The sequence below is a fragment of the Streptomyces sp. NPDC046215 genome (assembly GCF_040646215.1).
GTDB classification, from domain to species: domain Bacteria; phylum Actinomycetota; class Actinomycetes; order Streptomycetales; family Streptomycetaceae; genus Streptomyces; species Streptomyces stramineus.
Window position 1 is genome coordinate 1 of sequence record NZ_JBEYZW010000068.1, and the last position, 20,219, is coordinate 20,219.

General features: G+C 72.1%; 14 protein-coding genes and 1 riboswitch. Of the genes, 5 read left to right on the forward strand and 9 right to left on the reverse strand.

Features of this window, described 5'->3' with window-relative positions; translation table 11 throughout:
• Positions 1-60: 60 nt before the first annotated feature.
• From bioD to bioB, 3 genes are read right to left on the reverse strand one after another with little or no spacing between them, the layout of a single operon-like run.
• Positions 61-777, reverse strand: a complete 717-nt coding sequence (gene bioD / locus ABZ951_RS24950) for a dethiobiotin synthase (protein WP_361280724.1) — start codon at positions 775-777, stop codon at positions 61-63.
• Between the two features lie 19 nt (positions 778-796).
• Positions 797-2,110 (reverse strand): adenosylmethionine--8-amino-7-oxononanoate transaminase, encoded by a 1,314-nt coding sequence (locus ABZ951_RS24955; RefSeq protein ID WP_344092546.1) that lies wholly within the window; start codon positions 2,108-2,110, stop codon positions 797-799.
• Positions 2,103-3,320: a biotin synthase BioB gene (gene bioB / locus ABZ951_RS24960; RefSeq protein ID WP_344092548.1), complete on the reverse strand. Its 1,218-nt coding sequence runs from the start codon at positions 3,318-3,320 to the stop codon at positions 2,103-2,105. Before bioB ends, ABZ951_RS24955 begins: the two co-directional genes overlap by 8 nt.
• A 208-nt stretch (positions 3,321-3,528) precedes the next feature.
• Between bioB and ABZ951_RS24965 the strand changes: the two genes are divergently transcribed.
• Positions 3,529-4,689 carry an 8-amino-7-oxononanoate synthase gene (locus ABZ951_RS24965; protein WP_344092596.1) on the forward strand — a complete coding sequence of 387 codons (1,161 nt, stop codon included), beginning with the start codon at positions 3,529-3,531 and terminating at the stop codon, positions 4,687-4,689.
• 9 nt (positions 4,690-4,698) lie between these two features.
• On the opposite strand, the gene ABZ951_RS24970 is transcribed toward ABZ951_RS24965, so the two are convergent.
• Both ABZ951_RS24970 and ABZ951_RS24975 read right to left on the reverse strand, forming a co-directional pair.
• The gene (locus ABZ951_RS24970) at positions 4,699-4,935 is read right to left on the reverse strand and encodes a DUF397 domain-containing protein (RefSeq protein ID WP_344092551.1); all 237 of its coding nucleotides are present in this window, start codon (positions 4,933-4,935) and stop codon (positions 4,699-4,701) included.
• 9 nt (positions 4,936-4,944) lie between these two features.
• Complete coding sequence (locus ABZ951_RS24975) at positions 4,945-5,814, reverse strand: helix-turn-helix transcriptional regulator (protein WP_344092553.1); 870 nt, start codon at positions 5,812-5,814, stop codon at positions 4,945-4,947.
• 299 nt (positions 5,815-6,113) lie between these two features.
• On the opposite strand from ABZ951_RS24975, the gene ABZ951_RS24980 reads away from it, so the two are divergent.
• Positions 6,114-6,551, forward strand: a complete 438-nt coding sequence (locus ABZ951_RS24980; protein WP_344092556.1) for an ATP-binding protein — start codon at positions 6,114-6,116, stop codon at positions 6,549-6,551.
• 132 nt (positions 6,552-6,683) lie between these two features.
• Here ABZ951_RS24980 and ABZ951_RS24985 read toward each other — a convergent pair whose 3' ends face one another.
• From ABZ951_RS24985 to ABZ951_RS24995, 3 genes are all read right to left on the reverse strand, one after another.
• Positions 6,684-7,154, reverse strand: a complete 471-nt coding sequence (locus ABZ951_RS24985; RefSeq protein WP_344092558.1) for a C40 family peptidase — start codon at positions 7,152-7,154, stop codon at positions 6,684-6,686.
• A 3-nt stretch (positions 7,155-7,157) separates the two neighbouring features.
• Positions 7,158-7,356, reverse strand: a riboswitch (cyclic di-AMP (ydaO/yuaA leader).
• Between the two features lie 633 nt (positions 7,357-7,989).
• Positions 7,990-9,093 (reverse strand): SIS domain-containing protein, encoded by a 1,104-nt coding sequence (locus ABZ951_RS24990; protein ID WP_344092560.1) that lies wholly within the window; start codon positions 9,091-9,093, stop codon positions 7,990-7,992.
• Between the two features lie 73 nt (positions 9,094-9,166).
• Positions 9,167-9,907, reverse strand: a complete 741-nt coding sequence (locus ABZ951_RS24995) for an SDR family NAD(P)-dependent oxidoreductase (RefSeq protein ID WP_344092562.1) — start codon at positions 9,905-9,907, stop codon at positions 9,167-9,169.
• 493 nt (positions 9,908-10,400) lie between these two features.
• On the opposite strand from ABZ951_RS24995, the gene ABZ951_RS25000 reads away from it, so the two are divergent.
• Positions 10,401-11,009 (forward strand): ATP-dependent Clp protease proteolytic subunit, encoded by a 609-nt coding sequence (locus ABZ951_RS25000; RefSeq protein ID WP_344092598.1) that lies wholly within the window; start codon positions 10,401-10,403, stop codon positions 11,007-11,009.
• 76 nt (positions 11,010-11,085) lie between these two features.
• On the forward strand, positions 11,086-11,724 hold the full coding sequence (locus tag ABZ951_RS25005) for an ATP-dependent Clp protease proteolytic subunit (protein WP_344092565.1): 639 nt from the start codon (positions 11,086-11,088) through the stop codon (positions 11,722-11,724).
• Positions 11,725-11,786: 62 nt separating this feature from the next.
• On the opposite strand, the gene ABZ951_RS25010 is transcribed toward ABZ951_RS25005, so the two are convergent.
• Complete coding sequence (locus ABZ951_RS25010; protein WP_344092567.1) at positions 11,787-12,605, reverse strand: helix-turn-helix transcriptional regulator; 819 nt, start codon at positions 12,603-12,605, stop codon at positions 11,787-11,789.
• Between the two features lie 410 nt (positions 12,606-13,015).
• Here ABZ951_RS25010 and ABZ951_RS25015 point away from each other — a divergent pair, with 410 nt between their 5' ends.
• The gene (locus ABZ951_RS25015; protein ID WP_344092569.1) at positions 13,016-20,218 is read left to right on the forward strand and encodes an amino acid adenylation domain-containing protein; all 7,203 of its coding nucleotides are present in this window, start codon (positions 13,016-13,018) and stop codon (positions 20,216-20,218) included.
• Position 20,219: the final 1 nt, after the last annotated feature.

The window sequence follows — 20,219 nt, forward strand, 5'->3', positions numbered from 1 at the left end:
GGCTGGTAGTGGCTGACCTCAGCCACTGCCAGCCCGTCCAGGGGGGCACGCACCTCCCAGCTACCGCTGGAAGGCCCCCCTGAAGGCCGCCGCGTCCCACGTGCCCGCCAGTTCCGGCGCCAGCCACCCCCGCGCCGCCGTGCGGAAGCCCGCCAGCGGCAGGGTGCCCGCGCCCTCCGGTACGGCGCCCAGCAGCGGCGCGCCCGCCGCCTCGGGGAGGTCGGCGAGGTTGCAGCAGGTCGCCAGGTCGGCCTCGGCGGGCCAGCTGCCGACGACGACCCCCTGGCAGCGCAGCCCCCGCGCCCGCAGGGCCTCCGCGGTGAGCGCGGTCGCGTTGAGCGTCCCGAGGCCCGCCCGGGCGACGATCAGGACCGGCGCCCGAAGCAGCCCGGCCGCGTCCGCGAGGGTCGCGCCCGTGTCGTCCAGCCGGACCAGGAGCCCGCCGGCCCCCTCGACCAGCACCAGGTCGTGGTCCTCGGCCAGCGCGGCCGCCGCCTTCGCGACCTCCGCCGGGCCCACGGGCACAAGGCCCGCCCGGCGGGCCGCCGTGGCGGGCGCCAAGGGCTCGGGAAAGCGGGCCAGTTCGGCCCCCGTCACGGCGCCCGCCAGCCGCTCCACCTCCGCGACGTCTCCCGGCTCGCCGGCGGCGACGCCCGTCTGCGCGGGCTTGAGCACCGCGACGGACCGGCCGGCCGCCATGGCGGCCGCCGCGACCGCGGCCGTCACCACGGTCTTGCCGACCTCGGTGTCGGTGCCGCTGATGATCAGTACGGACATGTCTCTCTCCTCGCCCCCGCTATCCCGGCTGTCCGGCCGCCGCGGCCGCCCGCACCGCCGCGCAGATCCGGGCCACGTCGTCGTCGCCCGTGACATACGGCGGCATCGTGTAGATCAGGTCCCGGAACGGCCGCAGCCACACCCCGGCGGCCACGGCGGCCCGCGTCGCCGCCTCCATGTCCACCGGGTGGTCGAGCTGGACCACCCCGAGCGCCCCGAGCACCCGCACGTCGCGGACGCCCGGCTGTCCCACCAGCTCCGCCAGGCCGTCCCGCAGCCCGGCCTCGATGCGCTTGACCTCCGTCTGCCAGTCCTGCGACAGCAGCAGATCGATGGAGGCGTTCGCCACCGCCGCCGCCAGCGGGTTGCCCATGAACGTCGGCCCGTGCGCCAGCACCGGCACCGCACCCCGCGAGATGCCGTCCGCGACCCGCGGCGTGCACAGCGTGGCCGCCATCGACAGATAACCGCCGGTCAACGCCTTGCCGAGGCAGAGGACATCGGGGGTGATCCCGGCGTGCTCCGCGGCGAACAGCCGCCCCGTGCGCCCGAACCCGGTCGCGATCTCGTCGAGGATCAGCAGCACCCCGTGCTCGTCGCAGGCGGCCCGCAGCACCCGCAGGTACTCCGGGTCGTGGAAGCGCATGCCGCCCGCGCCCTGGACCACCGGTTCCACGATGACGGCCGCCAGTTCGTGGGCGTGCCGGGCGATCAGCTCCCGCAGGTGCGCCGAGTACGCCGGCACCGCGTCGGTGTCGTGGTCGTGCGGCGGCGCGTCCGCGAACAGCTGCTGCGGCAGGACCCCCGACCACAGCTCGTGCATCCCGCCCTTCGGGTCGCACACCGCCATCGGCTGCCAGGTGTCGCCGTGGTAGCCGCCGCGCCACGTCATCAGCCGCCGCTTCTCCGGCCGGCCGAGCGACGTCCAGTACTGCAGGCACATCTTCACGGCGACCTCGACCGACACCGAGCCGGAGTCGCAGAGGAAGACGTGCTCCAGGCCCTCGGGCGTGATCTCCACCAGCCGGGCGGCCAGCCGCACGGCGGGCTCGTGCGTGAGCCCGCCGAACATCACATGGCTCATCCGCCCCAACTGCGCCTGAACGGCCTCGTTGAGCACCGGGTGGTTGTAGCCGTGGACGGCGGACCACCACGACGACATCCCGTCGATCAACTCGACGGAGCCGTGCACCGGTTCGGCGAGCCGCAGCCGGACCCCCGACGCCGACTCCACGACCAGCGGCTCCTGCCGGCCCGGCATCGGACCGTAGGGGTGCCAGACGTGCTGCCGGTCGAGTGCGAGCAGGTCGCCGGGGGTGAGGGGCTCAGGCATTGGGCGGTACGTCCGTCCCCGCGCCCCGGCGCCGGACGGCGACCAGATCGGTACGGGCGTCCCCGGCCGGAGCGGGCACGGTCACCGCGGGACCGGCCGCGGCCGGCACACCGTCCGCGCTCTCCGCACCGTCCGCGGCCCCGCCGTCACCGCACGGCCCGCAGCCGCCGCCCGCGTGCCCGCCGCAGCCGCCGGCCAGGGCGTCGGCGCGGTGCTCGGGCAGCGTGGTGGTGTCGGTGCCCTCCACCTCGAAGCCGGCGTCCGCGATCATGGCGAGGTCGGCCTTGCCCTCCTGGCCCTCACTGGTGAGATAGTCGCCGAGGAAGATCGAGTTGGCGAGGTGCAGGGCGAGCGGCTGCATCGAGCGCAGGTGCACCTCGCGCCCGCCCGCCAGCCGGACCTCCACGTCCGGGCAGACGAACCGGACCATCGCCAGGATGCGCAGCGCGCGCTGCGGCGTGAGGTTCCACTCCTTGGCCAGCGGCGTCCCCTCGAAGGGGATGAGGAAGTTGACCGGCACCGAGTCCGGGTCCAGCGCGCGCAGCGAGAAGACCACGTCCACCAGGTCCGCGTCGCTCTCGCCCATGCCCGCGATCAGCCCGGAGCAGGCCGACATGCCCGCCGCCTGTGCCTGCTGCACGGTGTCGACACGGTCGGCATAGGTGTGGGTGGTGGTGATGTCGCCGTACGTGGCTTCGGAGGTGTTGAGGTTGTGGTTGTAGGCATCGGCACCCGCGGCGCGCAGCGCTTCTGCTTGCCCGCCGGAGAGCAGACCGAGGCAGGCGCACACCTCGACGTCCTGGTTCTGCTCCTTGATCGCCTCGATCGTCCTGGTCACGCGCTCGACGTCGCGGTCCGTGGGCCCGCGGCCGCTGGCCACCAGGCAGACCCGCTTCGCACCGCCGGCGACACCGGCCGCCGCCGCCTTCGACGCCTCCTCCGGCTTCAGCCAGGTGTACTTGAGGATCCCGGCCGTGGAACCGAGCCGCTGCGAGCAGTACGAGCAGTCCTCGGGGCAGAGCCCCGACTTCAGGTTGACCAGATAGTTGAGCTTCACTCGGCGCCCGAACCACTGGCGGCGCACCTTGCCCGCCGCGGCCACCACATCGAGCAGTTCGTCATCGGAGGTCGCCAGTACGGCGAGCGCCTCTTCACGGGTCGGCAGCTCCCGCCGCAGCCCCTTGTCCACCAGCGTGTTCAGCAGGTCCATGACGGAGATCCTTACCCACGCGACTGCCCCGGGCCAATGGAGGGACCGGACAACAGGGGTGGTTTGAGGTGTGTGTATTGCCACACGCTGACCGGGCCCGCGGGCGACTACGTTCTATGCAGTGCATACAAAGGCCCTCCGGCTCGACCTGTGCGCGACGATCTGTGCGCGGTGGACCCGCGGCGCCATGGAACGCGAGGGAGAGCCGATGCCCCAGGACCCGTTCGACTGGATCGACCGGCACCACGAACGGCGTCTCGCGGCAGGGCTCGTACGGACGCTCAGGCCCCGCCCCGCCGACTCGCCGCTGATCGATCTGGCCGGCAACGACTACCTCGGGCTCACCCGGCACCCCGAGGTCACCGAGGCGGCCGCCGCGGCCGCCCGCCGCTGGGGGGCGGGTGCGACCGGCTCCCGGCTGGTGACCGGCAGCACCGCGCTGCACGCACGGCTGGAGGAGGAGCTGGCCGCGTTCTGCGGCTTCGAGGCGGCGCTCGTCTTCTCCTCCGGGTACGCCGCCAACCTCGCCGCCGTCACCGCGCTGTCGGGGCCGGGCGAACCCGGTGAGGGGGACACGCTGCTGGTGTCCGACGCCGGCAACCACGCCTCGCTCATCGACGGCTGCCGCCTCGCCCGCGCCGCGACGGCCGTCGTGCCGCACGCCGACCCCGAGTACCTGGCCAAGACGCTGCGGGCCCACGGCGGCCGGGCGCTCGCCGTCACCGACTCCGTCTTCTCCGTCGACGGTGACGCCGCCCCGCTGGGAGCCCTCGCCGCGGTGTGCCGGGAGCACGGCGCGGCGCTGCTCGTCGACGACGCGCACGGGCTGGGGGTCCTCGGCGACGGCGGCCGCGGCGCCGTGCACGCGGCGGGGCTGGCGGGCGCGCCGGACGTCGTCGCCACCGTCACCCTGTCGAAGTCGCTGGGCAGCCAGGGCGGCGCGGTGCTCGGCCCCGCCAGGGTGATCAGGCATCTCGTCAGCAACGCCCGCACGTTCATCTTCGACACCGGCCTCGCCCCGGCGGCGGTGGGCGCGGCCCTCGCGAGCCTGGCGGTGCTGCGCCGCGAGCCGCAGCGGGCGGCCCGCGCCCGGCACGTGGCCACCGAGCTGTACGGGAGGGTGACGGCCGCGGGGCTGACGGCGGCCCGGCCCGACGCGGCGGTGGTGTCCGTGCGGGCTCCCTCGCCGGAGGCCGCGGTCCGGTGGGCGGCCGACTGCCGTGCCGAAGGGCTCGCGGTGGGCTGCTTCCGGCCGCCGTCCGTGCCGGACGGCATCTCGCGGCTGCGGCTCACCGCGCGCGCGGACCTGTCGGACCGGCAGGTGGCCGAGGCGGCCGGCACGGTCGTACGCACCGCGCCGGCCGCCTGAGGCTCAGCCTTACCCGGCGCTGCGGCCGGAGAGCGGGATGCGGCCGTCGCGCAGTCCTCCCACGAAGGAGGTCCAGGCGACGGGGGAGAACAGCAGGGCCGGTCGGGCGGTGTTCTTCGAATCGCGTACGGCGAGCAGCCCGGGGCGCAGGCCGGCCGTCTCCACACAGTTGTTCATTCCGGTGCTGTAGCTGCTGCGGCGCCACACTGCGCCACAGGTTGGTACATACCGCGGCATTGCGGACATGGTGCCTCCTCACGCGCCGTCGTTGATCCCGGCGATGAAATCCAACGAGTTCTCATGCGAGAGGGCGTGCGCCCGCAGCGTCGCGAATGCCGCGCCGTACGCCCGGAGGTCTTCTTTCCGCTCCAGGTAGAGGCTACTCGTCAAGTGGTCGAGAACAACCACATCCAGATCAGCAATGCGCGGAAATGAGAAGATAACAAAAGGTCCTGTGATGCCGATATGGCCGCTCTGGGAGAACGGCAGTACATGCAGCCGCACATGCCCCTGTGAACCCGTCTTCATCAGGTGCCGCAACTGCCCGGCCATGACCTCCGGCCCGCCTACTTCATGGCGCAGCACGGCCTCGTCCAGCACGGCGCACAGCTCCAGCGGCCGGTCGCCCTCCAGCACCGACTGCCTCGCCAGACGCACCCGCACCAGCTCCTCCACCTGCTCGGGCGGCGGGTCGTGGAGCGCGGCCCGGGTCACGGCCCGTGCGTACGCGGGGGTCTGCAGGAGGCCCGGCACCACCGTGGTCTCCAGGGTGCGCAGACGGGAAGCCTCCGACTCCAGGCTGATGAAGTCCAGATACGCGGGCGGCAGCCGGTCGCGATAGGCGTACCACCAGCCGCGCCGGGCCCCTTCGGCATCGGCGGACCCCGCCCCGCACAGGGCCCCCAGCAGGGCGCGCAGCTCCGGATCCGACACTCCGTACGCATCCAGCAGCAGCGCCACGTCCGCCGGTTTCACGCCACTGCTGCCCGTCTCGATCCGGCTGACCTTCGACTGGTGCCAGCCCACCGCCCGCGCGGCTTCCAGACTGGTCAGCCCGGTGAGCTCGCGCTGCCGACGCAGCTCCGCGCCCAGTTTGCGGCGGCGCACCGCAGGTCCGTTGCGCATCGGCCCCTCCCTCCGCCCGAGGTGAACGGCTCGTCCGCCCGGCCGTTTTCCGCGATCGCCTTATCGGCGACGGCACCCCCGGTCCGTTACCCCTGTGTCATTAGTCCAGTGTGCCGCCCAAATATGGGCTTCCGTCGTAGAGTTCACCGCTTCGAGCGACAGATATATGCATATCTCGGAGGATCGCCCCCATCACACCCGTTATCAGTGGCAGTCTGTCGCGAAGAGCCGTCCGAGGCCGCTCTCGACTTCACTGCGCAAAGCGTCGGAGTCCGGCCCCGGTAGGAAGGGACACCGCCATGGCAGACCAGCAAGAAGCCACCGTCACTCTGCCGAGCGCCCCCGCCTCGGTCTCCACGGCACGCCGCTATGTGGCCGGTGTGCTCGCGGAATGGGGGCTGCCCGGCGGCACCGACACCGCCGAGACGGTGCGGCTGATCGTCTCCGAGCTCGCCACCAACGCCGTGCAGCACACCCGCGGCCAGTCACCCACCTTCACCGTCGACGTCCGCCTGGAGCGGGATCAGCAGCTGCGCATCGGCGTCACCGACAGTCACCCCCGCTTCCCGCGCCGGCTGCCGGCGGCCGTCCAGCAGGACAACGGGCGGGGCATGGTCATCATCCGCTGTCTCACCGCGGAGCGCGGGGGAAGACTCTTCTTCACCCCGACCTCGGACGGCGGGAAGACGGTGTGGATCTCGCTCCCGTGGACCGTGGCGGTCAGCGCCGAACTCTGAACGGGGCGGGGACGGGGCGGCAGGGCCCCGGGCCCCCGCGCGGTGCGCGGAGGCCCGGGGTGGTGCCGGGCCCGCTGCCCCGGGCCCGGCCGCGCCGCGGGCGGTGCGCCCGGCGGCGGTCGCGTCCGGCGGTCAGTTCACCCGGCCGTAGAGCACGCTGTTGGTCCAGATCCGCTCCAGGCGGACGACCGAGCCGGTCTTGGGAGCGTGCCAGATCTTGCCGCCACCGGCGTATATCCCGACGTGGTAGATGCCGCGCCCCGAGCCGAAGAACACCAGATCACCGCGTTCCCGCGCGGCGCGCGGGATGTGGCGGGTGCGGTTGTACTGCTGGGCGGCGGTGCGGGGCAGTTGCTTGCCCGCCCGCTTGAAGGAGTAGAGCGTCAGGCCCGAGCAGTCGAAGCGGTACGGGCCGGTCGCCCCCCACTGGTAGGGGGAACCCTGTTTCGAGGCCGCGATGCGCAGTGCCGTGGTGGAGACGGTCGATGCCTCGGCGCCGGCCGCGCCGCCCGGCACCAGAACGGTGGCACCGACGGCTGCGAGCGTGAGGGCCGACGCCGCGCCGGCCCTGGACATCTTTGACGGACGTTTGTGCGCGCCCATTCTTCAACCCTTCGTCAGCCGCCTGTGAAGGATGACCTGTCGGGTTCGGGCAGGCGAAGTATGCCCGGCCGCGTCAACGGCTTCACCCCAAGGGCCGACCGCACTACTCTTGGTCGTCCCACCATGCTTGGGTCCTCCATCCCTGCCGATGCACTCAGTCGACCTGCATCCCGGCGGCGGCAGGGTTCGGCGTCCACCGGGACCGCCCCACCGGGATGGCGGGGTCTTGTCGTCGACGGGATCTTGGCGCAGCCCTGGTACGGATTCCGAGCGGAACCAAAGGTATGTGAGCCTGATCACTTCTGGGTAATTCCGGTGGACACGACGGCATTTGACCCTCATCGGATTCGCCTGTTGAGCCGCTGGCCTGCGGCCCGCCGCACCTGCTCCGGCGCGGTGTGCGTGCCCGGTTGACTTCGATCGCCGCGCCCCGTCTACGACATGATCCGGCGTATGGGGGAGCGGTGTTTATTCGCCCGCCGACCCCGGGTCCGTGGGCGCGGGCGGGAGCGTGAGCGGGATTGTGACCCGGTGCGCCCGACGCTCCCCGCCGGGGCCGGGCACCGCCCGTGTTCGGCGGGCCCGCTCGCAACTCCCCTTCGCCCCGTTCGCACACGGCTGCGAGCGCGCCCCGGGGTCCGGGGGCCGCGACGACCCAGGTCTGCGCCGCCCGTAGCCCGCCGTACGTGTCGTGCGGGCGGGCGGGATGGATCCGGCCCAGAAGATCCCGTACGTGCAGGGCGCAGCCGGGCGGTTCGGCCCGGCGCGGGCGGTCGGCGGGGGCCGCGGGCCGCTGCGAGCCGGGCCGCGGCCGCGGTATGCGGAAGGGGGCGGCTCAGCCGGCGGCCAGCTCCGCGCGGATGGTGTCGCCGTGGTACCAGGGGTTGCCCGCGGCCTCGGAGATCAGGTTCCGCGAGGTGGTGTCACGGTACCGGCCGAGGTCGAGTGTGAGGTACTGGACTAGCTCCAGCGCGGTGAAGTACTTGCGCATGAAGGTGGGCTGGGTCAGCGGGATCTCGGTGACCTCGATGTTCCGGTTCTGCGGCAGGTCACTTGTCAGCAGGCCGACCAGGTTCGTCATCTTCTGCCGCGTGTACGCGTCGTCCTGGTCGTCCTGGAAGATCAGGACGCTGTGCTTGCGCGTGGGGTCGGACAGCGTCGCTACCTCGCTGTGGCAGAACTCGTGGAAGAAGTTCCGCGTGGCGGGGACCATCGCCATCTCGTTGAGGTGCATCTTCGCCAGCTTCAGCAGGCTCTCGTGCCACAGGGGGGAGGCCAGCATGATGACGTTGGCGTCCCGGCTGCGCGCGGCGGCCGTACGGGCCAGCTCGCGGTGCGCGGCGGTGAAGTCGGTCTCCAGGTGGTCCGGGAGCGCGGCCACCTCGGGCCCGAAGTCCTGGGAGATCAGCCCCAGCTCGAAGAACATGTCCAGCAGGATCGCGAAGTACTGGCCCACGTGGAACAGCGGGTACTCGCGGTCCGGCTCGGTCAGCTGCCAGCGCGCGATCGAGACACCGTGCCGCTGCCCCAGCTCGCCGAGCTTGCCGCCCGAGGTGAGCAGCAGCACCCGGTCGTGGGCGTGCGCGAGGCGGTGGAAGACGTGCAGCGGCTCGGTCGAGTGGCCGCTGTAGGAGCTCAGGACGATCAGCGTGCGCTCGTCGTCCATGACGGAGGCGGGTATCAGATACCGGAAGTCGTAGTCGTTGAAGACGTGGAACTCCAAGTCCGTGTCGATGGAGTTGAAGAAGGCACGGACGACGTCGGAGACGATCGCGGAGCAGCCCATGCCGGTGAAGACGACCCGCTTGAAGTGGCCGTTCTTCATCCGGTCCCGCAGCGCGGGGCTGATCTCGGAGATCGAGTACTCCTCCGGCTTGCGGAAGCCGTCCCGGTACTGAGTGGTCAGAAAGGCTTCGTATCGGTCGATGCGCGACTGCATGCGGGTCTTCCCTTTCGGTCGTCCGTGCTGTGGGAGGTGCGGCATGGCTGTGCGGCGGCGCCCACCGGGCCCGTCACCACATGAACTGCCCGCCGTCCACGATGAATTTCTGTCCCGTGATGTAAGCGGCCTTCTCGCTCACCAGGAACTCCAGCGCATCGGCCATCTCCTCCGGGCTGCCGATCCGGCCCTGCGGGATCTCGGCCAGCAGCCGGTCGTGGTGCTCCTGCTCCGCCGTCCGGTACCGCGTGCGCATCTCCTCGGTGTCGATCATCCCGGGGATGAGCGAATTCACCCGGATCGTCGGCGCGAGCTCCAGGGCCAGGCACTTGGTGAGGTGCAGCAGCCCGGCCTTGCTGGCGCAGTAGTTGGCCCCGTTCAGCCGGGGCCGGATGCCGGTGGTGGCGGCCACGTTGACGACGGACCCGCCGCCGGCCTCCAGCATGGCCGGAGCCAGGGCCCGGGTGAGGTAGAAGGGGCCCGACAGGTTCGCCTCGATGACCTGGTTCCAGTCCGAGGGCGTCAGCTCCAGGAACGGACGGTCGATGTTCCGCCCCGCGTTGTTGACGAGGACGTGCGGCACCCCGTGCTCCGCCAGGACGAGCTCCGCGACGCGGGCGACGTCACCGGCGTCGGCCACGTCGCCCCGGAGCGCGGTGAAGCCTTCGCCCAGTTCCTTCACGGCGGCGGCGGCCGACTCCTGGTCGCCCCGGTACAGGGCGACGACCCGGTAACCCGTCGCCACCAGGCGCCTGCTGAGGCTCAGCCCGATGCCCTTGGTACCACCGGTCACCACGGCACGTCGTTCCTGCATGCGAGCTCCCTCGTACGGGCGGCCATTCCCGCTCCACACTTCACGGCGGGCGCCCGCGTATCCAGAACGTCCGCATGCTGGTACTCCGAGTACTACTCCCGACCGGGCCGCCCCCGCCGTACCGCTCTTCCCGCCGGCACGCCGGGGATTGACCGGCTGGCCGGATCCGGCACCCCATTCTTTCCATATGCACCATTGTCGGCCGCCGACCGCCGGAACGCTCTCCTCCCCGAGGTCGTCAGCACGGACAAAACTGCTTGATTTCAAGCCACTTGACGGTTCGTTCGGGCTTCATCTGCTCTCAGCGAACTGCCCGTCAGCGGCGCCTCGCGGGGACGGGCCGCGTGTTAGCTTCGCCAGGTGTGAGGGTGGGGGCCGACCACTCCCGCTTCGCTGATCGAATGGACGAAACCCGGGCCGGCGTCCGGGACATCGCAAGGATGAGGAGTGGAATTCGATGGGCACTCAGCAGTTCCCGCACGAGTCGAGCCGGATGATGCCTCAGAGCTCCGACGGTGCCGGCGCATCTCCCTTCGGGGACGCCGTTTACAGCCGTCTCCTCCAGGACCGCATCATCTTCCTGGGCAAGGAGGTCGATGACGATATCGCCAATCGCGTCACCGCCCAGATGCTGATGCTGGCCACCGACCCGACGCGGGACATTTACCTGTACATCCACTCGCCGGGCGGCTCGGTGACCGCCGGCATGGCGGTGTACGACACGATGCAGTACGTCAAGAACGACATCGTGACCATCGCGATGGGATTCTGCGCCTCCATGGGGCAGTTCCTGCTCACCGCGGGCACGAAGGGCAAGCGTTTCGCGCTCCCGCACACCAAGATTCTCATGCACCAGCCGTCCGCCGGGCTCGCCGGCTCCGCCTCGGACATCAAGATCTACGCCGAGCAGCTCATCCGCACCAAGCGGGAAATGGCGGACCTCATCGCCCACCACTCCGGCCAGTCCCCCGAGACCATTACGCGGGACTCGGACCGGGACCGCTGGTTCACCGCGCACGAGGCCAAGGAATACGGCCTGATCGACGAGGTCATGGGATCGACGGCGGACATGCCCGGAGCCGGCGGGGTGTCCCCCAAGTAGTCCTTCGCCCGGCGACAGAACACCCACACACGGAGGGCCCCGCCCAGTGAGCCTGCCCCATTCGCTCCCGGCAACCATGTCTCCCGGGCCCGGCGCCCTGCGCCCGGAGAGCCGCTACATCGTCCCGCGTTTCGTCGAGCGCACGTCACAGGGCACCCGGGAGTACGACCCCTACGCGAAGCTCTTCGAGGAACGGGTCATCTTCCTCGGCCACCAGGTCGACGACGTCGTGGCGAACGACGTCATGGCCCAGCTGCTGTGCCTGGAGTCCCTGGACCCCGACCGGGACATCTCCCTGTACATCAACTCGCCCGGTGGCTCGCTGACGGCGCTCACCGCCGTCTACGACACCATGCAGTTCATCAAGCCCGACATCCAGACGGTGTGCCTGGGCCAGGCCAACGCGGTCGCGGCCGTCGTCCTCGCCGCCGGCACCCACGGCAAGCGCATGGCCCTGCCCAACGCCCGGATCCTCATCCAGCAGCCCTACACCCAGGGCCGCCAGGGCCAGGTGTCCGACCTGGAGATCCAGGCCCAGGAGATCCAGCGGCAGCGCGAGCTGATGGAGACCATGCTCGCCCGGCACACCCGGCGCGACGCCACGCAGATCCGCGAGGACATCGAACGGGATCACGTCCTCACCGCCGCGCAGGCCCTGGACTTCGGCCTGATCGACCAGGTGATCTCGCCGCGCACGCTGGCCCACAGCGCCTGACGCCGCCACGGCGCGGGAGCGGGGCCGGGGAGGCGATCCCCGGCCCCGCTCGCGTACCCGGCCTACCGGGCCGACGGATCCGGCAGGTGGTAGACGACCTCCAGGGAAGGGTGCAGCCCGTCGGCGAGGGTGACCAGCCGCATGGGGACCGTGCCCCGCCGCGCGTGGCGCAGACGGCGGAACTGCGGCTCGGCGTTGAGCACATGGGACTCGTTCCACCACTTGCGGAACAGCCCGCTGACCCGCTTCAGCTCCTCGACCATTTCGCTGACGCAGGAGCGGCCGGGGAAGCTCGCCGACACCGCGCGCAACCTGCCGACCTGGTCGCGGGCGTCGCTGCGCCAGTCCACCAGGCGGACGGGCGCCTCGGGCGAGGTGAACAGCCACCAGAGCAGGTTGCGGCGGCTCTCGGGGAGTTCGCCGAAGTCGGTGTACCACTCGACCACGGCGTCGTTCCAGCCCAGGATGTCGCCGACCTTGTTGATCACATAGGCCGGGTTGGGGCTCAGCGAGTCGGCCACCTGCTGCAGTGCCGCCTCCGTGGGGGCGTGCCGCCTCTCGACGCGCTGGGGGAACACGCGGCTGTGCACGAGCATGCGGATGTATTCCCGCTCGTGCTCGGCGAGATTGAGCGCGCTGGCCAGACTGTCCAGTACCTTGAACGACGGGGAAACGTTCCTTCCCTGTTCGAGCAGCGTGTACCAGGTAGGACTCAATCCGGCGAGAATCGCCACCTCTTCCCGGCGCAGCCCAGGGGTACGCCGCCGGGGTCCGTTGGGGAGGCCGACATCGGTCGGAGTGAGCCTCTCCCGCCGGGTGCGCAAGAAATGGGCGAGTTCCTGCCTGCTGACTTCGTTGTCAGGTAATGCGACACCAGTCATCAATGTTCTTCGTCTTCTTCCCGATACAGATTTCCGACGTATCCACCGTTGTGTGACAGGCAGCGGGACCGCCCGGTGCCGGTGGTGCCGAGCGGCCGGTCCCGCATCGCAACCCCCCGGCGCACAGGGGGCGTTCTCCGCACTACGTAGGAACCCGTGTCCGGCGTTCCGGTGGCAGCTTAATGCAATGGATGGCCCGTGAACTGAGATGGAGATCAAGGTTTGAGGCGGGGGGTACCGGTGAGCCGAAAACCGGTGCGGGGCGCTGTCGCCCGGCGGGCCGGGCCCCGCCGCCCGTGGCACCGCTCATCCCAGCACCGTGAGTACCAGGATCCCCGCGTTCTGGATGCGCCCCGCCCCCGGCGGCAGGATCGGGACGGATCAGCGGACGCGTGCGAGGGGATCATCCTGTGAATGCCATCGAACGGACCCGGCTGACGGCGTATCAGCGGGACGTCTGGGCGGCCAACGCCAACTTCCCGCAGAACCCCCAGTTCAACTGCCAGATCTACGACCGCTTCGAGGGCACGCTCGACCTCGGCCTGCTGACGGAGTGCCTGCACCGGGCCACCGGGTCGGCCGACGCCTTCCGGCTGCGCTTCGAGGAGACCGACGGCACCCCCTACCAGTGGCTCGCCGACGCCCCCGAGGTCCGCACCGTCGACCTGAGGGCCGAGCCCGACCCCGCGGCCGCCTGCCGCCGCTGGATACGGGACTCCTTCGACCGGCCCTTCGACCTCCGCGGCGGCCGTACGTCCGGGCTGACCCTGCTCCTGGAGTCCGATTCCGTCGTCTACGCGCACGTCAAGGCCCACCACATCGTCGCCGACGCCTGGGGCCTGAACCTGCTCATGTCCCGGGTCCGCGCGGACTACGAGCACGTGCTGCGGACCGGCTCCCCCCTGCCGGCCGGGGCACCGCGGTACGTCGACTTCGTGACGGCCGAGGACGCCTACCGCGCATCCAGGGAGCACCGGGCCGACCGGGAGTTCTTCCGCGAGGCCATGGCGGGCGCGGTGCCGGAGTTCTTCCCCCGGAGGGAGGCCAGCGGGTCCCGGCGCAGCGCCCGCCACAGCTTCGTCATCGAGCGCGCCCTCGTCGACCGGATCCGGGAGCGCGGCGCATCGGTCTTCGCCTTCGTCTCCGCTGCCTTCGCCGTCTACCTGTCCCGCGTGCTGCGCACCGAAGAGGTGGTGCTCGGGGTCCCCCTCCTGAACCGCCCCACGGACGAGCAGAAGCAGACCGTCGGGCACTTCGCCAACACCCTGCCCCTGCGGGCCCGCCCGGACGGCACGAAGACCATGGACGCCCTGGTGGCGGAGGTCCGGGCGGCCACGCGCGCCCTCAAGCCGCACGAGCGGCTGCCGCTGGGCGACCTCCTGCGCGAGCTGCCCCTGCACAGCAGCGACGGCCCCCGGCGCCTGTTCGACGTCACCATCGCCCACCTGCGCTGGCCCCGGCCGCTGGAGATACCCGGGGTCACGTACGAGACCGTGGTGCAGGCCCGGGCCCACGACACCGACGCGCTGGCCGTCGTCGTCAACGAGCTCGACGACGTCAGCGACCTCCTCGTCGACATGGACTACGGCTGCGACATCTTCGACGAGGACTTCCCCGTCGAGGCCGTCGGCCGGCACCTCAAGACGCTGATCGAGCGCACCCTCGACACCCCGGACCGCCCCCTCGCCGAGGTGTCCATGCTCAGTGCCGCCGAGCGGGCCGAGCTCGTGGACGGCGTCAACGCGACGGCCCGCGCCTACCCGGCGGACCGCACCCTGCACGGCCTGTTCGAGGAGCAGGCCGCCCGCACCCCGGGGCGTACCGCCGTGCTCACGGACGCCACCGGTGAGGCGCTCACCTTCGCCGAGGTGGACGAGCAGGCCAACCGGATCGCCCGGCTGCTGCGGGGCAGGGGCGTGGGCCCCGGCGACCGGGTCGCGGTCCTGATGGAGCGCGGCCCCCGCCTGCCGGCCGCGATCCTGGGCGTCCTGAAGGCGGGCGGCGCGTACGTGCCGGTCGCCCCGGACCACCCGCGAGAGCGCATCGGCTTCCTGCTGGCGGACAGCGGCGCCAAGGCCGTCCTGGTGGCCGGTGCCGGAGCCGTCCCCGCGCTCGGCGGCGCCGGGGTGCCGGTCCTGGACGTCGAGCGGCTGCCCGACGTCCCCGGCACGCCGCCGGAACCGGCCGCGACCTCCCACGACCCGGCCTACGTCATCTACACCTCGGGCTCCACGGGGACGCCGAAGGGCGTGATCGTGGAACACCACTCGGTGGTCAACCGCCTGGCGTGGATGCAGCGCCGCTACCCCGTCGGCGAGGGCGACGTGCTGCTCCAGAAGACCCCGGTCTCCTTCGACGTATCGGTGTGGGAGCTGTTCTGGTGGGCCGTCGAGGGGGCCGCCATCGCCCTGCTGCCGCCGGGCGCGGAGAAGGACCCGCGGGAGATCCTGCGCACCGTCGCCCGCCGCGGGGTCAGCGTCGTCCACTTCGTGCCGTCGATGTTCGCCACCTTCCTCGACCTGCTCGAAGGCGCTCCGGACCTGCGCGGCGAAGCCCGTTCCCTGCGTTACGTCTTCTGCAGCGGCGAGGCGCTCCCGCCCGCCCTCGTGAACCGCTTCAACCACCTGTTCACCGGGCCCGGCGCGCCCAGGCTGGTCAACCTCTACGGTCCCACCGAAGCCACCGTCGACGTCACCTTCTTCGACTGCCCGAACCAGCCGGGGCAGCCGGTGAGCCGGGTGCCGATCGGCCGCCCGATCGACAACATCCGGCTGTACGTGCTCGATGCGGACGACGGCCTGCAGCCGGCCGGCGCCCGCGGTGAGCTGTGCGTCGCCGGCGCGGGCGTCGCCCGCGGCTACCTGAACCGGCCGGAGCTGACCCGCGAGAAGTTCACCGACGACCCGTTCACCCCGGGCGGCCGGATGTACCGCACCGGTGACCTGGTGCGGCGCCTCGCCGACGGCAGCGTCGAATACCTGGGCCGGATCGACGACCAGGTCAAGATCCGCGGCAACCGCGTCGAACCGGGCGAGGTCCAGAACCGCCTGGCGACCTGCGCCGGGGTCCGCACGGCCGCCGTCACCGACCACCGGTCGGCCGACCGAGGCGCCTTCCTCGTCGGCTACTACACCGCCGACACCGACCTGGACCCGGCGGCGCTGCGCGACCACCTGGCCGCCGCCCTGCCCGGATACATGGTCCCCGCGTACTTCCAGCGGCTGGACGCCATCCCCCTGACCCCCAACGGGAAGACCGACCGGCGCCTGCTGCCCGCACCCGAGCTCGCCGCCGCCGGCGACGAGGCACCGCGCGACGACACCGAGCGGGCCCTGGCGGCCGTCTGGTCACAGGTGCTGGGCGCACGGACGGTCGGCATCCACCAGAACTACTACGCCCTCGGCGGCGACTCCATCCTCATGCTCAGGATCCGCGCCCTGGCGGAGCGGCGCGGCCTCCACTTCGCCCTCGCGGACCTCGTCCGCAACCCCACCGTGGCCGGGCTGGCCGCCCACGTGAGCACCGCCGGCGGCGCGGCGGACGACGCGCCGCTCGAACCCTTCGCCCTCGTGCCCGCCGTCGACCGCCCCCGCCTGGCCGGCCTGGCCGACGCCTATCCCGCCACCCGCCTCCAGCTCGGCCTGCTCTACCACAGCCGCGAGCACGAGAACTCCGCCACCTACCACGACGTCTTCCGCTACTCGCTCCGCCTCCCGTGGGACGAGGCGGCGCTGCACACCGCCTTCGAGCGCCTGGCCGCACGCCATCCCGTGCTGCGCTCCGGCTTCGCGCTGGCCGGCTTCTCCGAGCCCCTGCAGACCGTCCACCCGCGCGTCCCGGGCGGCCTGGAGACGGTGGACCTGCGCGAGGTGGCGGCAGGGGAGGCGGAAGCCCGCATCCAGGCGCACATCGAGCAACGCCGCCACCACCGCTACGTCTTCGACAGCCCGCCGCTCTACCTCTTCCGGGCCCACGCCCTGCCGGACTCCGTCGAGCTCGTCCTCAGCTTCCACCACGCGATCCTCGACGGCTGGAGCGTGGCGACCCTGGTCCGGGAGCTCCTCCAGGACTACCTGCACGCCTCGGGCGGGAACGCGGACCCCGTACCGGCCGGGCCGCTGCCTTCTCCCGCCCACTACGTCCTCGACGAGCGCCGGGCCCTGCTCTCCGAGGACACCAAGCGCTTCTGGGAGCGCAAGCTCGCCGGGGCCGAGTCCGTCCAGCTCGACGGCCACCGGCCGTACACGGCCCCCCGGCGCGAGGGGGTGTTCGCCCACCACGTCGAGCTGCCCGACGGGCTCGGCGCGGCGCTCCGCCGCTTCACCCAGGAGCGCGCCGTCCCGGTGAAGTCGGTGCTGTTCGCGGCCCACTGCCTGCTGCTGCGGCTGTTCGGCGGCACGGGGGACGTGGTCACCGGGCTGGTCATGCACGGCCGGCCCGAGCGCGCCGGCGCCGAGCGCGTCACCGGCCTCTTCCTGGGCACGACACCGATCCGCGTCGGTGCGGGCCCCGGCACCTGGCTCGACATGGTCCACGAGGCGCACCTCCAGGAGCAGGAGGCGCACCCGCACCGCCACTACCCCCTCAGCGCGATCCAGGAGGACCTCGGCGGCGACTCCGTCATCGAGACCGCCTTCAACTACGTCCACCTGCGGGTCCTCACCGAACTGCTCCGCTCCACCGGCGTGGAGCTCCTGGACTTCCGCACCTACGAGGAGACCAACTTCGCCCTGCTGGTGAACGCCGTCGTCGACCCCGCCGACGAACGCATCTGGCTGCGCATGGACCACGACGGGCGCCTCTTCACCCGCGATCAGGCCGACCACTTCGGCCGCGTCTACGTCGACCTGCTGCGCCGCATCGTCGAACACCCCGACGAGAAGGCCGACTTCGCCTTCCTCGCCGCGGCACCGGCCCCCGCCCCCCGCGCCGAGCTGCCCCCGCACGTCGTCGACCGCTTCGACGCCCGGGTCGCCGCCGCGCCGGACGCGATCGCCGTGGCCTTCGAGGGCCGGCGCTGGACGTACCGGCGGCTGGGCGAGGCGGCCGACCGGGTGGCCCGCCGCCTGCTGCGCCTGGGCGCCGGCCCCGGCGCCCGGATCGGCCTCGCGATGGACCGCTCGCCGGAGACCATCGCCGCCGTCCTGGGCGTCGCCAAAGCCGGCGCCGCGTGCGTACCGCTGGACGTGACCTACCCGGCGGACCGGCTGGCCCTGATGGTCGACCGCGCGGCCCCCTTCCGCGTGATCACCCCGGAGCGCCACATCCCCCTCTTCCCGGGCGCCGACGTGCTCCTCCTCGGCGACGCGCTCGCGCCGGAGCCGGCGGACGCCGAGCCGGTCGCCCTGCCCGGGATCACCGGTGAGACCGTCGCGTACATCCTCTTCACCTCCGGGTCGACCGGTGAACCCAAGGGCGTCACGCTGCCGCACCGGACCCTCGCCAACTACATGGAATGGCAGATCCCGGCGGTCAGCGGCGCGGCCGGCCGCAAGACGCTCCAGTTCGCCCCGCTGAGCTTCGACGTCTCCTTCCAGGAGATCTACTCGACCCTCTGCGGCGGTGGCACCCTCCAGCTCGTCGGCGAGGACGAACGGCGCGACATGCCCGCCCTGCTGCGGCTGCTGGACCGGGAAGAGGTGGAGCGGGTCTTCCTCCCGTACGTGGCCCTGCAGCAGCTCGCCGAGGCGTCCGAGGCGCTCGGCATCCGCCCGTCCGCCCTGCGCGTGATCATCTCCTCCGGCGAGCAGCTGCGCGTCACCGACGAGATCCGCCGCTTCTGCTCCGCTCTACCGGGCACCGTCCTGGAAAACCAGTACGGCCCCACCGAGACGCACCTGCTCACCAGCTACACCCTGTCCGGGGACCCCGCACAATTCCCCGACCTGCCGCCGATCGGCACCCCCATCGACGGCGTCGAGCTGTACCTGCTCGACGCCGCCATGCGCCCCGTGCCGCCCGGCGCGAAGGGCGTGGTGTACGTCGGCGGCGTGTGCCTGGCCCACGGCTACCTCGGCCGCCCCGACCTGACCGACGAGCGGTTCGTCCCGAACCCCTTCGGGGCGCCGGGCGAGCGCCTCTACCGCACCGGCGACCTCGCCCGTGCCCTGCCCGGCGGCGAGCTCGTCTGGCTCGGCCGGGAGGACTCGCAGGTCAAGATGCGCGGTTACCGCGTGGAACTGGCCGAGGTCGAACTCGCCCTGACCAAGCTGGCCAAGGAGTACCCGGGCGTCCGCGAGGCCGCCGTCGTGGCCCGGCGCCGCGACGGCGCCGACGCCTTCCTCGCGGCCTTCCTCGTCGGCGAGGCGGGCCGGGAGGGAGACGTCCCGCTTGACGAGCTGACCGCCCGGCTGCGCGGCGTCCTGCCCGACTACATGGTGCCCTCCCACTTCGAGTGGCTGCCCGCCCTGCCGCTCACCCCCAGCGGCAAGCGCGACGACGCGCAACTGCGCCGCAGGGCGCTCACCTCCCGGGCCGGCGCCGGCCGGGTGGCGCCCCGCGACGCGGACGAGCGCGCCCTGGCCGCGGTCCTCTCCGAACTGCTGCACGTCCCGGAGATCGGGGCGCACGACGACTTCTTCGCCCTCGGCGGCACCTCGCTGACCGCGATGCGGCTCGTGGTGACGATCGAGAAGCTCTACGGCGTCAACGTCCCGCTGTCGGCACTGATCGGCACACCGACCGTCGCCGGCCTCGCCGCCCTGCTGCGCGACCGGGAGGCGGGCCCGGGGTTCGACCCGGTGGTCCCCCTCCGCACGACGGGCAGCCGGCCGCCGATGTTCCTGGTCCACCCGCTGGGCGGCAACGTCCTGTGCTACCTGCGGCTGGCGGAACACCTCCCGGCGGACCGGCCGGTGTACGCCCTCCAGGCCGCCGGCACCCACCCGGGCACCGAGCCCGGCGACTCCGTCCCCGAGATCGCCGCCCGCTACCTCGAAGCGATGCGGCGGGCGTGCCCCGAGGGCCCGTACGTCATCGGAGGCTGGTCGTTCGGCGGCTTCATCGCCTTCGAGATGGCCCGGCAACTGCGCCGGACCCACCCCGAGGACGTCGAGAGCCTGGTCCTGATCGACCCGATCGCCGTGGCACCCGGCGAGCGGCCGGACGTCAGCGACGGCTCGCTGCTGGAGTGGTTCTTCTGGGAGCTGCTGTGGATGGAGCGCGGCGGCACCACCGCCCTGGAGAGCATCCCCGACGGCCTTGACGCGGACGGCAAGTTCGCCTTCGTCGTGGAGCGGGCCGTGGCGGCCGGAATCCTGCCCGCCGACAGCTCGCAGACCTCGGTGCGCCGCCTCTTCGCGATGTTCAAGGCCCACTGGCACGCGCTGCTGACCTACCGGCCGGAACAGGCGGACGAGGACCTGGTGCTGCTGCGGGCCACCGCCCCGCTGCCCCAGGTGCTCGAACCCATGCACGGCGCGGCGAGCAGCCTGCACCAGGACCCCTCCAACGGCTGGCGGGACCTGACCACCGGCCGGGTCGAGGTGATCGACGTGCCGGGCGACCACCTCGTGCTCCTGGAGGAGCCCCACGTCGGTGCCGTCGCCGAGCAGGTGGCACGGGCGGCCGAACCCCGCCCCCGACACCGCACATCCGACGACGAGAGCGAGTAGG

Excerpts from the sequence above, each read along its gene's own strand:
- ABZ951_RS25010 (WP_344092567.1), bottom strand. The coding sequence starts at position 12,605 with ATGACTGGTGTCGCATTACCTGACAACGAAGTCAGCAGGCAGGAACTC.
- bioD (WP_361280724.1), bottom strand. The coding sequence starts at position 777 with ATGTCCGTACTGATCATCAGCGGCACCGACACCGAGGTCGGCAAGACC.
- ABZ951_RS24995 (WP_344092562.1), bottom strand. The coding sequence starts at position 9,907 with ATGCAGGAACGACGTGCCGTGGTGACCGGTGGTACCAAGGGCATCGGG.
- ABZ951_RS25000 (WP_344092598.1), top strand. The coding sequence starts at position 10,401 with ATGATGCCTCAGAGCTCCGACGGTGCCGGCGCATCTCCCTTCGGGGAC.
- ABZ951_RS24980 (WP_344092556.1), top strand. The coding sequence starts at position 6,114 with ATGGCAGACCAGCAAGAAGCCACCGTCACTCTGCCGAGCGCCCCCGCC.
- ABZ951_RS24985 (WP_344092558.1), bottom strand. The coding sequence starts at position 7,154 with ATGGGCGCGCACAAACGTCCGTCAAAGATGTCCAGGGCCGGCGCGGCG.
- ABZ951_RS25005 (WP_344092565.1), top strand. The coding sequence starts at position 11,086 with ATGTCTCCCGGGCCCGGCGCCCTGCGCCCGGAGAGCCGCTACATCGTC.
- ABZ951_RS24970 (WP_344092551.1), bottom strand. The coding sequence starts at position 4,935 with ATGTCCGCAATGCCGCGGTATGTACCAACCTGTGGCGCAGTGTGGCGC.
- ABZ951_RS24975 (WP_344092553.1), bottom strand. The coding sequence starts at position 5,814 with ATGCGCAACGGACCTGCGGTGCGCCGCCGCAAACTGGGCGCGGAGCTG.
- ABZ951_RS24965 (WP_344092596.1), top strand. The coding sequence starts at position 3,529 with ATGCCCCAGGACCCGTTCGACTGGATCGACCGGCACCACGAACGGCGT.
- ABZ951_RS24955 (WP_344092546.1), bottom strand. The coding sequence starts at position 2,110 with ATGCCTGAGCCCCTCACCCCCGGCGACCTGCTCGCACTCGACCGGCAG.
- ABZ951_RS24990 (WP_344092560.1), bottom strand. The coding sequence starts at position 9,093 with ATGCAGTCGCGCATCGACCGATACGAAGCCTTTCTGACCACTCAGTAC.
- bioB (WP_344092548.1), bottom strand. The coding sequence starts at position 3,320 with ATGGACCTGCTGAACACGCTGGTGGACAAGGGGCTGCGGCGGGAGCTG.